The 14632-nt window shown below is 62.5% G+C and carries 13 protein-coding genes; 3 read left to right on the forward strand and 10 right to left on the reverse strand.

Annotation, left to right across the window (positions count from 1 at the left end):
- Window positions 1-129 precede the first annotated feature (129 nt).
- Window positions 130-1269: an ABC transporter ATP-binding protein gene (locus VMR03_RS10105; RefSeq protein WP_414693171.1), complete on the forward strand. Its 1140-nt coding sequence runs from the start codon at window positions 130-132 to the stop codon at window positions 1267-1269.
- A gap of 4 nt (window positions 1270-1273) precedes the next feature.
- Here VMR03_RS10105 and VMR03_RS10110 read toward each other — a convergent pair whose 3' ends face one another.
- Both VMR03_RS10110 and VMR03_RS10115 read right to left on the reverse strand, forming a co-directional pair.
- Window positions 1274-2005: a MerR family transcriptional regulator gene (locus VMR03_RS10110; RefSeq protein WP_325404793.1), complete on the reverse strand. Its 732-nt coding sequence runs from the start codon at window positions 2003-2005 to the stop codon at window positions 1274-1276.
- A 52-nt stretch (window positions 2006-2057) separates the two neighbouring features.
- Window positions 2058-2663 (reverse strand): TetR/AcrR family transcriptional regulator, encoded by a 606-nt coding sequence (locus VMR03_RS10115; protein ID WP_325404796.1) that lies wholly within the window; start codon window positions 2661-2663, stop codon window positions 2058-2060.
- A gap of 129 nt (window positions 2664-2792) precedes the next feature.
- Here VMR03_RS10115 and VMR03_RS10120 point away from each other — a divergent pair, with 129 nt between their 5' ends.
- Window positions 2793-3902, forward strand: a complete 1110-nt coding sequence (locus VMR03_RS10120; RefSeq protein ID WP_325404798.1) for an HlyD family secretion protein — start codon at window positions 2793-2795, stop codon at window positions 3900-3902.
- 21 nt (window positions 3903-3923) lie between these two features.
- On the forward strand, window positions 3924-5495 hold the full coding sequence (locus VMR03_RS10125) for a DHA2 family efflux MFS transporter permease subunit (protein ID WP_325404800.1): 1572 nt from the start codon (window positions 3924-3926) through the stop codon (window positions 5493-5495).
- 61 nt (window positions 5496-5556) lie between these two features.
- Here VMR03_RS10125 and VMR03_RS10130 read toward each other — a convergent pair whose 3' ends face one another.
- From VMR03_RS10130 to VMR03_RS10165, 8 genes are all read right to left on the reverse strand, one after another.
- Window positions 5557-6729 (reverse strand): acetyl-CoA C-acetyltransferase, encoded by a 1173-nt coding sequence (locus VMR03_RS10130; protein ID WP_325404802.1) that lies wholly within the window; start codon window positions 6727-6729, stop codon window positions 5557-5559.
- Window positions 6730-7031: 302 nt separating this feature from the next.
- Window positions 7032-8165 (reverse strand): sulfate/molybdate ABC transporter ATP-binding protein, encoded by a 1134-nt coding sequence (locus VMR03_RS10135; RefSeq protein ID WP_414693170.1) that lies wholly within the window; start codon window positions 8163-8165, stop codon window positions 7032-7034.
- Window positions 8137-9000, reverse strand: a complete 864-nt coding sequence (gene cysW / locus VMR03_RS10140) for a sulfate ABC transporter permease subunit CysW (protein WP_325404804.1) — start codon at window positions 8998-9000, stop codon at window positions 8137-8139. Before cysW ends, VMR03_RS10135 begins: the two co-directional genes overlap by 29 nt.
- A gap of 9 nt (window positions 9001-9009) precedes the next feature.
- Window positions 9010-9870 (reverse strand): sulfate ABC transporter permease subunit CysT, encoded by an 861-nt coding sequence (gene cysT / locus VMR03_RS10145; protein WP_325404806.1) that lies wholly within the window; start codon window positions 9868-9870, stop codon window positions 9010-9012.
- A gap of 40 nt (window positions 9871-9910) precedes the next feature.
- Entirely contained in the window at window positions 9911-11254 is a 1344-nt protein-coding gene (locus tag VMR03_RS10150) for an OprO/OprP family phosphate-selective porin (protein ID WP_325404808.1), read from the reverse strand.
- A gap of 83 nt (window positions 11255-11337) precedes the next feature.
- Entirely contained in the window at window positions 11338-12378 is a 1041-nt protein-coding gene (locus VMR03_RS10155) for a sulfate ABC transporter substrate-binding protein (RefSeq protein ID WP_325404810.1), read from the reverse strand.
- Between the two features lie 54 nt (window positions 12379-12432).
- Window positions 12433-12876 carry an Rrf2 family transcriptional regulator gene (locus VMR03_RS10160; RefSeq protein ID WP_325404812.1) on the reverse strand — a complete coding sequence of 148 codons (444 nt, stop codon included), beginning with the start codon at window positions 12874-12876 and terminating at the stop codon, window positions 12433-12435.
- Window positions 12877-13098: 222 nt separating this feature from the next.
- Window positions 13099-14604, reverse strand: a complete 1506-nt coding sequence (locus VMR03_RS10165) for a bifunctional 3-(3-hydroxy-phenyl)propionate/3-hydroxycinnamic acid hydroxylase (RefSeq protein WP_325404814.1) — start codon at window positions 14602-14604, stop codon at window positions 13099-13101.
- Between the last annotated feature and the right edge of the window lie 28 nt (window positions 14605-14632).

The following is a 14632-nucleotide window of genomic DNA, read 5'->3' on the forward strand; positions in this document are numbered from 1 at the left end:
TGAGATCAGGCCTTTGGCAAAAGCCAGTCCGTAAACAAAACCTGAGCAGCCGAGATTAAAATCAATAGCGCCAATATTTTTTCTCAGTTTCAGGCGGTCCTGAAGAAGGCACGCGGTTGTTGGAAGAAAATAATCAGGGCCCTTCAGGAACAAACCAAGTCCGCTCCGATCGCCGAGCCCGGGATTGGACAGACCATCATCGAGATCAAGAATGTCTCGAAAGCCTTCGCCGGCGGAGTGAAGGCGGTGGACGAGGTGAACCTGACGATCGGCCGCGGCGAATTCTTCGCGCTGCTCGGTCCCTCGGGTTGCGGCAAGACCACCTTGCTCCGAATGCTCGCGGGCTTCGAGACGCCGAGCACCGGCCAGATCATCATCGACGGCCACGACATGTCGACCGTCGCACCGAACAAGCGACCGGTGAACATGGTGTTCCAGTCCTATGCGGTCTTTCCGCATATGTCGGTCGAAAAGAATGTCGCCTACGGCCTCAAGATGGACGGGCGGCCTTCGGGCGAGATCAAGAAGCGCGCCGAGGAAGCGCTGGAACTCGTCAAGCTCGCGGGCTACGGCAAGCGCATGCCGAATGAATTGTCTGGCGGCCAGCGCCAGCGCGTCGCGCTTGCCCGCGCGCTGGTGAAGCGCCCATCCGTGCTGCTGCTCGACGAACCGCTCTCGGCGCTTGACGCCAAGCTCCGCGAGGCGATGCAGCTCGAACTCGTCCGCCTTCAGCAGACGGTCGGCATTACCTTCGTCATCGTGACGCACGACCAGTCGGAAGCGCTCTCGATGGCGAACCGCATCGCCGTCATGAATGCGGGCAAGGTTCGCCAGGTGGCGACGCCCGCCCAGCTCTACGAATACCCCAACAGCCGTTTCGTCGCCGACTTCATCGGCAAGATCAACCTGATCGAGGCAAGCTGTTCGCGCGTCGGCGATGGCCTCGTCAAGGTGACTGTGCCCGCGCTCGGCGAATTCGAGCTTCCGGGACATGCGTCGGGCAAGGTCGCGCTCGCGGTGCGACCGGAAAAGATCTTCGTCGCCGAGAAGAAGCCGGAAGGCGCCGATCTCGTCGTGACCCGCGGCAAGGTCGGCGAAGTCGCCTATTACGGCAGCTTTTCGAACGTCTTCTTCGACATCGGCGTCGGCACGCCGGTTCTCGCCGACATCGGCAACGTCTCGCGCGATATCGAGGAATTCACCTTCAAGAAGGGTGAGGAATACTGGGTGTACTGGCACAAGCGCGATACGCTGATGCTGGGCGACTGAAGGATCAGTCTTCCCCGCCATCTATGCCGAGCCTGCCTTGCGCGCTGACCCGCGCCATTTCCCGGATGAGTTTTTCCATGTGGAGAAGCGGCATCATCTCGTTGACGATGCGGATGCCGCGCGCGGCAAGTGCCGCGCCCGCCTCCGATCCTATGCGGCTACCCAGATTGCGGTAGAAGACCGACACCTCGTGATGGGCAACGACCTCCATCACCTGCGCATAGATGCGAAAATCCTCGACCGTGTAGGAAGCGCCGTCCTCCGTGAAACCGGCGGCGCGCGAGGCACCGATCAGTTCGACGAGCCGCGCGTTGCGGCGGCTAAGCCATTCGCCATCCTCGCGGGCGTCGATCTCGACGAAGCCGATGGCGGCGAGCTTGCGAATATCCTCGATGCCGACATCCGATTGCGTGGCGACATCCTCGATCTTCTGGGGAGCGAGATTGAGCGGCTCCGCGAGAAGCGGCCCGACACTGTTCTCGAGCCCGATGAAGGCCTCGAAGCCGGTCGCCGGATTCTCGGCTTCGGCATCGACAATGGTCTTGATGACGTTGAGCGGCAGGAAACGCTCCTGCTGCAACTTGCGGATGAGCTTCAACCGCGCGACGTGTTCGGGCCCATAGGTCGCGACATTGCGCTTGGGGCGAACGGGCTCGGGAAGGAGCCCCTCGCGGATATAGAAACGGATGGTCTCGCGGCCGAGGCCGGTTTCCTGCTCGAGTTCCTTCATCTTCATGAGCGAATCCGCATTATCGTTTGGCGTCCGGCTGCCGTTCCCTCGGATCGCATCAGCCGCGGGCCCGATAGGCATTCAGGAAAACATGCACCGCTCCGTCGACGATATAGCCGATGCGTTGCGGCGTCGCGGTTTCGATGACGCTCATGCGGCGCTTCAGCATGAGGTCCGCCAGACAGAGGCCGATGAATTGGTCGGCCGCGAGCATCGGGTCGTCGATGTCGAGTTCGCCGGCCTCGATCCTGCGGCGCAGGTAAGCGGTGAGCCGGGCGATGCCGTTCTTCGGGCCGGCGTCGTAGAAAGCGCGGCCCAGCTCGGGAAATTTCGCCGATTCCGCGATGACCAGACGTTCGACCGCCTGCGGCTTGCCGTTGAGCTTGAAGGCAAGGAAGAGCCGCCCGAATTCGGGCAGGATCGTTTCGGCCGGCTCGTCCCTGTCGAGAACTTCGAAAACGCCGGCCGCGCGAAGCCTGCACTCCGTCTCGATGAAGGCCGCAAAAAGCGCTTCCTTGTTCTCGAAATAGACATAGAGCGTCCCCTTCGAGACGCCGGCCTCGCGCGCGATCAGCGACATGCTCGCGCCTTCATAGCCGGACGCGAGGAAAACGCGACGCGCGCCGTCGAGAATCTGGGCCCTCTTGGCCGAATCCTCTTGCATGGCGGCATTCGTCAGGGCGGCTGTCATAATTGACCGGACGGTTCGATTAAAACGCTACTTGAATATGGCGGAATTTGGTCCATATTTCAACGTCATTGACCGATCGGTTCGATGCGTAGGGGTAAGACGATGGTTTCTCGGCAACGTATTTTCATCGGATTGGGCGGATTTTTCGCGGCGGTCGGGCTGATTTATGCCGTCCTGTGGCTCACCCATTACCGTTACATCCAGACGACGGACAATGCCTATGTCGAGAGCGACATCTCGGTCATTTCGCCGAAAGTCTCTGGCTATCTCGCGACCGTGAACATCGTCGAGAACGCTTATGTGCACAAAGACGACGTGCTGGCGACGATCGAACCGCGCGACTACGAGATCGCGCGCGATCAGGCCCGCGCGAAACTCGAGACGCAAAAGGCGGCGATCGAGACCTTCGGTGAGCAGATCAATTCGGCCGAGGCCCAGGCGGAAAGTGCCGGCGCGAACATCGCCTCGGCCGAAGCGCAAGCGCGGCGCGCACGCGCGGACTATGCGCGCTATGTAGCGCTCGCGCGCTCCGACTTCGCCAGCAAGCAGAAGCTCGAATCGACCCGCGCGGACATGCAATCGGCGGATGCGTCGCTCGCCGCCGCCAAGGCCGCGCTCAATTCGTCGCGGGCGCAGGTGGCGGTCCTTCGCGCCCAGAAGGCGGAGGAAGAAAAGCGCCTGCAACAGTCCCAGGCAGATCTCGATCAGGCCGAACGCAATCTCACCTACACGGTGATCCGCGCGCCCATCGACGGCGTGGTCGGCAACAAGCACCTCGATATCGGCCAGCTCGTGCAACCGGGCGCGCAGCTCGCCTCTCTGGTCGCCCTGCCGCATGTCTATGTGGAGGCGAATTTCAAGGAAACGCAGATCGAGAAGATCCGCATCGGGCAGCGCGCGACCATCGTCAGCGACGCCTATCCGGGCACGGAGATCGAGGGTCGCGTCGAGAGTTTTTCGCCCGCCAGCGGCCAGATCTTCAGCCTTCTGCCGGCCGAGAACGCAACCGGCAATTTCACCAAGGTCGTGCAACGTATCCCGATCCGCATCGCCGTTCCGGACGACAACGCCCTGAAGGGACTGCTGCGTCCGGGCCTCTCTGTCACCGTCTCCGTCGATACCAAGACGAGCGGCGAGGAGAACACCGCCTCGACCGGCGGCGTTCACGGCGCGGCTTCAGCGCCGGTGCGTGCTCTCGCCAGCGGCAATTGATCGCGGCCAGGAGGCAGCCAGATGACGAGCCTCGACACAGCCGCCCAGCCCTCCTTTTCGGCGCGCCGCGTCGCCGGCTTCTTCTTCATGGTCGTCGGCATGTTCATGGCGATCCTCGACATCCAGATCGTGTCGAGTTCGATCACCAAGATTCAGGCGGGTCTTTCGGCGAGCTCCGACGAAGTGAGCTGGGTGCAGACCTCCTATCTGATCGCCGAAGTCGTGATGATCCCGATGTCGGGCTGGCTGTCGCGCGTCATGTCGACGCGCTATCTCTTCGTCGCCTCGTCGGCCGGTTTCACCTTCATGAGCCTGATGTGCGCGACGGCGACTTCCATCGACCAGATGATCGTCTACCGCGCTCTGCAGGGCTTCATCGGCGGTGCGATGATCCCGACGGTTTTCGCCTCCGCCTATGGCAACGTCTTCCCACCGGACAAACGCGCCAACATCTCGATGATCATCGGCCTCGTCGTGACGCTCGCGCCGACCGTCGGCCCGACGCTCGGCGGCTATCTCACCGACACCTTCTCCTGGCACTGGCTTTTCCTGATCAACATCGTGCCGGGCATCATCGTGACGAGCGCCGTCTGGCTGCTGATCGATCTCGACGAACCGGACTGGTCGCTGCTCCACGGTTTCGACGGCTGGGGCATCGGCTTGATGGCCGCGTTTCTCGGCTCGCTCGAATATGTGCTCGAGGAGGGGCCTCGCAACGACTGGCTGAATGACGGGACGATCTGGTGGATGAGCGTCCTCTGCGTCGTCTCGGGGGCCTTCTTCTTTGCCCGCGTCCTCACCTTTGAGCGTCCGATCGTGGAGTTGCGCACGTATCGCGACCGCAACTTCGCCATAGGCTCGCTGTTGAGCCTCTTTCTCGGGGTCGGCCTTTACGGCCTCACCTATCTCTATCCGCTGTTCCTCGCCCAGGTGCGGCAGCTGAGCGCGGTGCAGATCGGCGAGATCATGGCAATCACCGGCATCTTCCAGTTCATCTCGGCGCCCGTTGCCGGCATGCTGTCGCAGAAGCTCGACGTCCGCTACCTCATCGCCTTCGGTTTCGGCATGCTCGGAATTTCGAACTACATGTTGCTCGGCCTGACCTGGGAATGGGATTTCAACGAGTTTTTTCTGCCGCAGGTGATCCGCGGCATCGGGCTGATGTTCTGCATCGTGCCGATCAACACGCTGGCGCTCGGCACCATTCCGCCGGCGCAGTTGAAGAATGCGAGCGGTCTCTACAATCTGATGCGCAATCTCGGCGGCGCTCTCGGGCTCGCCATCATCAACACGGTGCTGATCCATCGCCTCGATTTCCACAAGACGATGCTGCGGGAATCGATCTCGGCGGGCAGGCCCGTTGTCGATCAGACCATGACCGGCCTCGGCCAGATGATCGGCCAAACGCCCGGCATCCAGTCGGACGGCCTCGCCGCCGTGAAGCAGATTTATCTACTGATGACGCGCGAGGCGACGGTGCTCGCCTTCATGGACAGCTTCTTTATCCTCGCACTCTGCTTCTTCGCGATGCTGCTCACCCTGCCCTTGGTCAGAAAACCGAAAATGCAGGCGGCGAGTGCGGAGGCGCATTGACTCCCCAAAATAAGTAGAGCGGAGCATCGCTGCTCCGCCCTTTTCATTCGGATCGAAACGCCTAGAGGCGTTCGACGATCGTGACATTGGCGAGGCCGCCGCCTTCGCACATGGTCTGAAGACCGTAACGCTTGCCGCGCGCATGGAGCGCATGGACGAGCGTCGCCATGAGCTTCGCGCCCGAACCGCCAAGCGGATGGCCGAGCGCGATCGCGCCGCCATTGACGTTGAGCTTCTCGGGATCGGCGCCCGTCTGCTGCAGCCAGGCGACCGGAACCGAGGCGAAGGCTTCATTGACTTCGTAGAGGTCGATGTCGTCGATCTTCATGCCGGCCTTCTTCAGCGCCTGCAGCGTGCCGGGGATCGGCGCTTCGAGCATGATGACCGGATCGCCGCCCACCACCGTCATGTGGTGGATGCGCGCGAGCGGCTTCACGCCGAGCTGCTTCAGGCCCTTCTCGTTGACGATCATGACGCCCGAAGCGCCGTCGCAAATCTGGCTCGAACTCGCGGCCGTCAGGGCACCGCCCTCGACGAGGAGCTTCACGCCCTTGATCGCCTCGAGACTCGCGTCGTAGCGGATGCCTTCGTCGGACTTGTGGACTTCCTTGTTGCCTTCGGCGGTCGTGACCTCGAGCGGCACGATCTCGCTGTTGAAAGCGCCGGCCTGGGTCGCCGCGATCGCCTTCTGGTGGCTCTTGAAGGCGAACTCGTCGAGCACGTCCTTGGTGAGGCCGTACTTCTTCGCCATCATTTCGGCGCCGGTGAACTGGTTGAACTGAATGCCCGGATACTTCTTCTGAAGTTCGGGGCTCATATAGACGCCGAAGCCGTTCTTCGCCGGCAGCGAGATCGGGAGACCCATCGGAACGCGCGTCATGCTCTCGACGCCGCCCGCGATGACGACGTCCATTGCGCCCGACATCACGGCCTGCGCGGCGAAATGGATCGCCTGCTGCGAGGAGCCGCACTGACGGTCGACCGACGTGCCCGGCACACTCTCGGGAAGCTTCGAGGCCATCACGACGTTACGCGCGACATTCATCGCCTGCTCGCCGGCCTGACCGACGCAGCCCCAGATCGCATCTTCGACGAGGGCCGGATCGACGCCCGTGCGATCGACCAGCGCGTTGACGACCTGCGCGCCGAGATCGACGGGATGCCAATCCTTCAGTTTGCCGCCCTTGCGGCCACCGGCGGTGCGTGCCGCCGCTACGATATAGGCTTCAGCCATGGTAGTCTCCCTGCGTTGCGCTGACCTGCCGCTTCGAGGCGTCGGGTCGTTCTGCATATTGGTTTCGTTCGGCCGTCATCTTGAACCTGCAGGACCGGTTGTCCAGACCTTCGCAGGGTGTCGACGGGCTCTCTTCCATCCCATATCGTGCCGAAAACCCAATATCCAAACCAATTTTTTGCGCGCCGCGGCCTTGACGTAGGGGAATTGTGGCGCTGTTCAATCGCCGCGTATCACCGTCAAAAAAAGAAGGGGCGGACGCCTTCAGGCACCCGCCCCCACATTCGATTGGCTGTCGTTTGTCAGCGCTTGAAGATTCGTGCCGCCGTCGCGCGCACGCGAACGAGACGGCCGGTCCTGACTTCGCCGACCTCGAAAAGTTCGCGCGGAATCTCCGCCTCGATCGGCTCGTCGCGCCCCTCGACGTCGAGCTCGATCGTCACCGACGCGCCGAATGGACGCACAGCACGCACCGTCGCGGCCGTGCCGCCCGCCTGATCACGCGAAACGATCTCAAGTTCATGGCCGCGTACATAGGCGACCGCCGGTCCGTCACGATAGGCGTCGCCCTCCGCCGCCGGCAAAAGACTGCCGAGCACGTCGGCCTCGCCGTCCTTCAGCACCGTATCGATACGCGTGACGTTGCCGAGGAATTCACAGACGAAAGGCGTCGCCGGATTGTCGTAAATTTCCGACGGCGTTCCGATCTGGTCGATCTGTCCGCCGCTCATGATGACGACACGGTCGGCGAGTTCGAGCGCCTCTTCCTGGTCGTGCGTGACGAAGATCGTGGTGAGGCCCGTCTCGTGATGAATCTGCCGAAGCCAGCGGCGGAGATCCTTGCGGACTTTCGCGTCGAGCGCACCGAAGGGCTCATCGAGCAGCAGCACCGTCGGCTCGATGGCGAGCGCGCGGGCCAGCGCGACACGCTGGCGTTGCCCGCCCGAAAGCTGGCTCGGAAACCGCTTGTCGAGACCTTCGAGCTGCACGAGTTCGAGGAGCCGCCGCACCCGACGCGCGATTTCACGCTCGCGCGGCCGCTCCGCGCGGGGACGCACGCGCAAGCCGAACGCGATGTTGTCGAACACCGTCATGTGCCGGAACAGCGCATATTGTTGGAAGACGAAGCCGACGCGGCGATCGCGCAAGCTGAGATTTGTGGCGTCGACACCGTGGAAATGAATGCGCCCCTCGTCGGGCGTCGAAAGGCCGGCGATGGCACGCAGAAGCGTCGTCTTGCCGGAGCCGGACGGCCCGAGCAACGCCAGAAGCTCGCCGGGCTCAACCGTCAGCGATACGCCGTTGAGCGCCGCGAAGCCCCCGAAGGTCTTGTGCAGATCCTCGACGTCGATGCGAACCGGCGCCTGGGTCGCCCGCACCGCGTCCCGGCCGTCGCGCGGCGAATGCTCAGTGCCCTGCCGATGCGGCAAGCTCACGACCGTAGCGCCACTCGAGGAAGCTCTTGAGGACGAGGGTGACCAGCGCGAGGAGAGCGAGAAGCGAGGCAACCGCAAAGGCTGCAACGAAATTATACTCATTGTAGAGGATCTCCACATGAAGCGGCATGGTGTTGGTGAGGCCGCGTATATGTCCCGAGACGACCGAGACGGCGCCGAATTCGCCCATCGCCCGCGCATTGCACAAGAGCACGCCGTAAAGGAGTGCCCATTTGACGTTCGGAAGCGTCACGCTCCAGAAGGTCCGGAAACCCCCGGCACCGAGAGACAACGCCGCCTCCTCGTCGTCGTTCCCCTGCGCCTGCATTAGCGGAATGAGCTGGCGCGCAACGAAGGGAAACGTGACGAAGATCGTCGCCAGAACGATGCCCGGCACGGCGAAGATGATCTGGACTTTATGTGCGATGAGCCAAGGGCCGAAGAATCCTTGCGCGCCGAAAAGAAGCACATAGACCAGGCCCGAAATGACCGGCGACACCGAGAAGGGCAGATCGATCAGCGTGATGAGAAAGCTCTTGGCCGGAAATTCGAATTTCGCGATCGCCCAGGACGCGGCGAGCCCGAAGATTACGTTTGCCGGCACGGCGATGGCCGAAACGAGCAACGTCAGTCGGATGGCCGAGAGTGCGTCCGGCTCGATCAGCGCGGAAAGATAGGCATCGAGGCCGCTCCGCAGCGCCTCGACAAAGACCGAAACGAGCGGCAACACGAGAAACGCGAGGAGATAGGCGATGGCGAGCCCGATCAGGACCCATTTGGCCAACGGGCTTTCACTGATCGGCGATCCTGTGTCTCTGCGGGTGGGGTCGCTCATGCTCTCACCTCAACTCGCAAAGCCGGTGCGCCGCCGGCTCCAGGCCTGCAGCAGATTGACGATCAACAACACGGCGAAAGACAGCAGCAACATGATCGTGGCGATGGCGGTCGCGCCGGCATAGTTGAATTCCTCAAGCCGGATGATGATGAGAAGCGGTGCGATCTCGGATTTGTAGGGCAAATTGCCGGCGATGAAGATGATCGAGCCGTATTCGCCGACGGCGCGCGCGAAGGCAAGTGCGAAGCCCGTCAGCAAGGGCGGCAAAAGCGCGGGAAAGATCACGCGCCGGATCGTCTGGATGCGCGTCGCGCCGAGTGTGGCGGCGGCTTCCTCGAGTTCCGGTTCGAGATCGGCGAGCACCGGCTGCAGTGTACGGACGACGAAAGGAAGCCCGATGAAAACGCAGGCGACGACGACGCCGAGCGGCGTGAAGGCGATCTTGATGCCGGCCTGCGCCGCGACCGAACCGATCCAGCCGTTCGGCGCGTATAGCGCGGCGAGCGCAAGACCCGACACTGCCGTCGGGAGCGCGAAAGGAAGGTCGATCGCCGCATCGACGATCCGCTTTCCCGGAAAGCTGTAACGCACGAGCACCCAGGCGACGAGAAGCCCGGCGCCCGCGTTGACGACCGCGCCGACCAGCGCCGCACCGAAGCTGAGCTTCAGGGCGGCGACCGTTCGGGCGTCGGAGGCGAGTTCCCAGAAACCATCCCATCCGAGGCCCGCCGAACGTATGAAGACGCCGGCGAGCGGGATGAGGACGATGAGCCCGAGATAGGCCATCGAGAAACCGAAGGTAAGGCCAAAGCCGGGAATGACGGAAGGAGCCCGGCTCGGCAGTCGGTCTGTCAGAACGGCAAGGCTCATGCCGGAACACTCACACGGATCGTTTCCAGGACGGACAGCATTACCAGATTACTCCGACCCGCGTAATCACGGCGTCGCCCTCGTTCTGAATGCCGCTCTTTTTGGCATCGAAATGGACGTAGTCGACGAGGAAGCGCAGGTAGTTGTTGGGATACCAGTTGAGCCCGAGGCTGTAATTGGTCTCCTTGCCGCCCGCGATGTTGCCGTCATTGAGATCGAGCGTGCTGTAGCGGCCCGCGACTTCCCAGGCGCCCCATCCGCCCTTGGCGAGCGAGAAGGCATTCTTCGGCTTGATGCGCGCAAAGGCGCCATCCTTATATTCGCGGTTCTCGCCGGTAATGACCCACGACGCTCCGACGTATCCGCCGTCGAATGAAACGTCGGACCCCGTCACGCGGTCGACATCGGTCCTGCCGTATTCGGACTGCAGATAGATCGGTCCGTATTGACCCGCAAGCTCGGCGCCGGCGAAGGAGTAATCGTTCGCCGCGATATTGCCCGTATCGACAAGCCTCGTGCTGTCCACCGACACTTCAGGCCCGGTGCGAAAGCGCAGACCCGTCGTGCGGCCGCCCGTGTCGCGCCAGTATCCCGAGACGCCGAGATGCAGCGTCTCCGTGACGCCGTTGACCGGCGCCCAGGTCAGCCGCGCGGCGGGCCCCCAGCCTTCGTCCTTGTAGACGGTCGTCGCCGTGCCGCCGGAATTGCCGCCGCCATTGATCGAGTAGTTCTCCCCAAAGACGCCAAGCGTGGCGGTCCAGTTCACATCGGAATATTTGGCGGAGACGCCCGCCTTGTAGTCGCCGCCCGCCGTGGTGCGGTTGGTGAAGGCTTCGACGAAGAGCGGGATTTCGGTGAAGAGCGTGTCGGAGCTCGAGATCGCCTGTTCGAGGGTGTTCGGCGTCTTGTGCTGTCCGATGGTGATCGTCGTGTGTTCCTCGAGACCCTTGTACTGCAGATAGGCGTCCTTGACGTCGATCTCGCCGGACGCGCTGTCGTCTCGCGAGGCGCTGCCGACGTCGATTTCGAGGCGGTAGAGCCAGTCCTTCTGGATGGTGCCGTCGATGCCTAGACGGGCGCGGCGAAGCTGCGTGCCGTCATTGTAGTCGTTCGTTCCCTTGTCGACGTTGAAGAAGGCGGCATCGGCCGCGATCTGCCCGCGAAACTTGAAGGCATAGTCGCCGCTCGACGTGGTGAAATTCGGCGACGGCTTGAATTCAGGCTGCTTGCGGATGTCTGCGATTTCCGAACGCAGCGCGTCGATCGTGGCCTCGAGGTTGTCCACGCGCTTTTGAAGTTCATCGGCGGACTCCGCCGCGAAAGCCGGACCGGCGAGCGTCAGCGCGATCGCGCTTGCGCCGAGATAGAGCGGGAATTTTTGCATGAGAGCCCCCGTTTGCGGGCGTGATGTCACGCACCGCGTTTATCAAGTTGGATTGAAAGGTGTTTACGTGATGCAGCTGTCGATCAGGGCTTATAGATCTGGTCGAAGACGCCGCCATCGGCAAAGAACTTCTTCTGCGCCTTGCACCAGCCGCCGAACTTTCCGTCGATGGTGACGAGTTCCACATCCTTGAACCGGGCGATGTCCGCCGGATCGGCCGCCTTCGGATCGCGCGGACGATAGAAATTCGCCGCGATCAGCTTCTGCGCTTCCGGGGTATAGAGAAATTTGAGATAGGCTTCGGCGACCTTGCGCGTGCCGTCGGCATCCGCATTTCCATCCACCACGGCGACCGGCGGCTCGGCCAGGATCGAAATCGACGGCGTCACGATTTCGAACTGGTCGGGAAACTGCTTCAGCACCAGATAGGCCTCGTTTTCCCAGCTGATGAGTACGTCGCCGAGTCCGCGCTGGGCGAATGTCGTGGTCGAACCGCGCGCGCCCGTGTCGAGCACCGGCACGTTCTTGTAGAGCTGGCCGACGAAAGCGCGCGTCTTGGCTTCGTCGCCGCCGAACGCCTTGTCGGCATAGGCCCAGGCCGCCAGGAAATTCCACCGCGCGCCGCCCGACGTCTTCGGATTGGGCGTGATGACCGCGATGCCCGGCTTCACCAGGTCGTTCCAGTCCTTGATACCTTTCGGATTGCCCTTGCGGACGAGGAAATTGATCGTCGAGGTATAGGGCGAGCTATTGTCCGGCAACCGCGACTGCCAGTCGATCGGCAGCTTGCCGGTCAGCGCCGCGATCTGATCGATATCGGCGGCGAGCGCCAGCGTCACGACATCGGCCGAAAGCCCGTCGACAACGGCGCGCGCCTGTTTGCCCGAACCGCCATGCGACTGGCGAATGGCAATGGTTTCTCCGGTCTTCGCTTTCCAGTCGGCCGCGAAGGCCTTGTTGACCGCTTCATAGAGCTCGCGCGTCGGATCGTAAGAGACGTTGAGCAGCACCGTGTCGGCGCGGACCTCGAAGGTCGAGGCGATGAGAAGAAGCAGAGCGCCGAGTAGCAGCGCCGCCTTCCTGTTGAGATCGTTGAAAACCATGATCTTCCCCTTGCTGGTCATATTCAATCATTCATCTCGATCAAAGTACTAGAATTTAATGTCAAAATTTTTTGCTCAGCCCGTGAGCAACTCTGCATGGGGCGATCCGCCATGACAGGCCTGCTCCAGGGTCAGGCTATCGAGAATGGAAGCCGCCGCATCGCGCACCTCGCGCATCGCCCGGCGGATAGCGCAGGACTTCTCGTCCGCGCAATCGACACAGCGGCGATAGCCCGTGAGGCTGGCGCAGGGAATGGGCGCGAGCGGCCCGTCCATGATGCGGACGACCTGACCGAAAGTGATGGTGTCCGCGGGTTTGGCCAACGTATAGCCACCATGCTTGCCGCGGTGGCTATGGACCAGCCCCTGCTTGCGCAGCTCGAGCAGGATCAGCTCGAGGAACTTGCGAGGCACATTCTGCTGCTCGGCGATGTCGCCGGCCTGCAGCAGGTCCCCGTTGTTCTGTTTGGCGAGAGCGAGCATGGCTTTGAGGGCGTACTTGGCTTTTTGCGAGAGCATTTGTCTATCTGCGTTATAGGGTAAGTGGCAGCGAAGCGGCCTGTCAACGGATATTTACAACGACCCGTATATTTATCTTATAATCACACCTTAATATTGTTGAATAAGCGAAGGTGTCACCCTATTCAAACGATAGGTATTATGCCAAACGCGCCGCGCATCCGAAACAGGCGAAATGCCTGACGGCGAAAACTTTGGGGAAAATAGTCGAAAGAGGGGGTGTCAGGCTCGCTCGGCAACCGTGCCCGAGGCCAGATACCCTTGCCATGAGGCGAGGAGCGCCGCAGCAGGCCCGCGCCCGAAGACATAGCGGTCTGGCCGAACGAGAATGGCTTCGTTTTCCGACAGCAGGGATGCCAGCCGACCTCCCTCGTCGACGAGGGAGGCGCCGAGCGAAGCGACGAAGCCGCCGCCGGTGCGGAAAGAGGCGGTCGCCTCATCGTCCACATCGCGACAGACGAGCAACGGCACGAAGCCCGCCGCGTCGTCGAGCCGCGTGCGGCTTTCGTCTCCGGCCATCCAGGGCTCGGGAAAGATCGAACCGGCAAGGATATCCCCGCCGCAAATGCCGCTCTTGAGTCCGAGCGTTTCAGGCATCGCCGAGAAACGCTCCACTTCCGGCTTGGACAGCATGTCGCGATCGCGCGCCGCCGCCTGATCCATATTCTGTGTACAAACAATTTTTCCCATAAAGACGGCCATCTCGGTGATCGCGCGAACATGCGGGTCGCGTTCCGTCTGATAGCTGTCCAGCAAGACGTCGCCCGCGCGTCCTTCGAGAACGGCGGCAAGCTTCCAGGCGAGGTTCGCCGCGTCGCGCGTGCCGGAACAAAGCCCTTGCCCCAGAAAAGGCGGCATCTGATGCGCCGCATCGCCCGCGAGCAGCACGCGACCCTTGCGCCATTGCCGCGCGAAGACGGCATGAAAACGATAAACCGCCCGGCGCTCCACCACGACCGACGCGGGATCGACGAAGGGCGCAAGCAGCGCCGCGATGAAATCGTCCCGCACCACGTCTTCGGGCGTCTCGCCGGGACAAAGCATGAATTCCCAGCGATGCCGCCCCGGCCCCATCGGCATGGAGGTCACGGGACGACGTGGATCGCAGAGCTGCAAGCCGATGGTGCTGAGCTTCTCGCGCCCTTCGGGGAGCTTCACGTCGAGGACGAGCCACGGCTCGTCGAACCCCATATCGTCGAGTGCGATACCTGCGATACGTCGCACGAGGCTTTGTCCGCCGTCGCAGCCGACGATATATTTGGCCTCGACGCCGTACTCGCCTTCCGGGCCTGAGACCACGGCGCGAACGCCCTCTTCATCGGCGTCGTAGCTCTTGAGCGCATGTCCGAGCCGCGCCGAAATCGACGGCAATCCGGCGAGCCGCGCCCTGAGCGCGTGTTCGAGCGTCGGCTGATGGAACATCGAACTCTGCGGGAACCCTGTGGACGGCAAGACCTCGCCCGGCCTGAACCCCATCAGCAATTCGCCATCGGCGGTCCGAAACTCATAGGTCGAAAGCGGCTGGCTCGCCCCCAGCACCGCGTCGGCTCCGCCTGCGAGATGCAGGAGCCGCATCGTCTCGTGATCGAGATGCGCGGCCCGCGGCATCGGATAGACATCGATGTCCCGGTCGATCGCCACGGCGGCCACGCCGAGCCGTCCGAGATAGATCGCGAGCACCGCGCCCACGGGTCCGAGCCCCGAAATCAGCACATCGGTCTTTTCCATGGCCGTCCTCCCCATTTTTTCGTCGCAC

Source organism: Parvibaculum sp., assembly GCF_035511255.1.
Taxonomy (GTDB): Bacteria; Pseudomonadota; Alphaproteobacteria; order Parvibaculales; family Parvibaculaceae; genus Parvibaculum.

Bases quoted from the DNA above. Each gene is read 5' to 3' on its own strand.
- VMR03_RS10110 (WP_325404793.1), bottom strand. From the start codon at position 2,005: ATGAAGATGAAGGAACTCGAGCAGGAAACCGGCCTCGGCCGCGAGACC.
- VMR03_RS10115 (WP_325404796.1), bottom strand. From the start codon at position 2,663: ATGCAAGAGGATTCGGCCAAGAGGGCCCAGATTCTCGACGGCGCGCGT.
- VMR03_RS10120 (WP_325404798.1), top strand. From the start codon at position 2,793: ATGGTTTCTCGGCAACGTATTTTCATCGGATTGGGCGGATTTTTCGCG.
- VMR03_RS10125 (WP_325404800.1), top strand. From the start codon at position 3,924: ATGACGAGCCTCGACACAGCCGCCCAGCCCTCCTTTTCGGCGCGCCGC.
- VMR03_RS10130 (WP_325404802.1), bottom strand. From the start codon at position 6,729: ATGGCTGAAGCCTATATCGTAGCGGCGGCACGCACCGCCGGTGGCCGC.
- cysW (WP_325404804.1), bottom strand. From the start codon at position 9,000: ATGAGCGACCCCACCCGCAGAGACACAGGATCGCCGATCAGTGAAAGC.
- cysT (WP_325404806.1), bottom strand. From the start codon at position 9,870: ATGAGCCTTGCCGTTCTGACAGACCGACTGCCGAGCCGGGCTCCTTCC.
- VMR03_RS10150 (WP_325404808.1), bottom strand. From the start codon at position 11,254: ATGCAAAAATTCCCGCTCTATCTCGGCGCAAGCGCGATCGCGCTGACG.
- VMR03_RS10155 (WP_325404810.1), bottom strand. From the start codon at position 12,378: ATGACCAGCAAGGGGAAGATCATGGTTTTCAACGATCTCAACAGGAAG.
- VMR03_RS10160 (WP_325404812.1), bottom strand. From the start codon at position 12,876: ATGCTCTCGCAAAAAGCCAAGTACGCCCTCAAAGCCATGCTCGCTCTC.
- VMR03_RS10165 (WP_325404814.1), bottom strand. From the start codon at position 14,604: ATGGAAAAGACCGATGTGCTGATTTCGGGGCTCGGACCCGTGGGCGCG.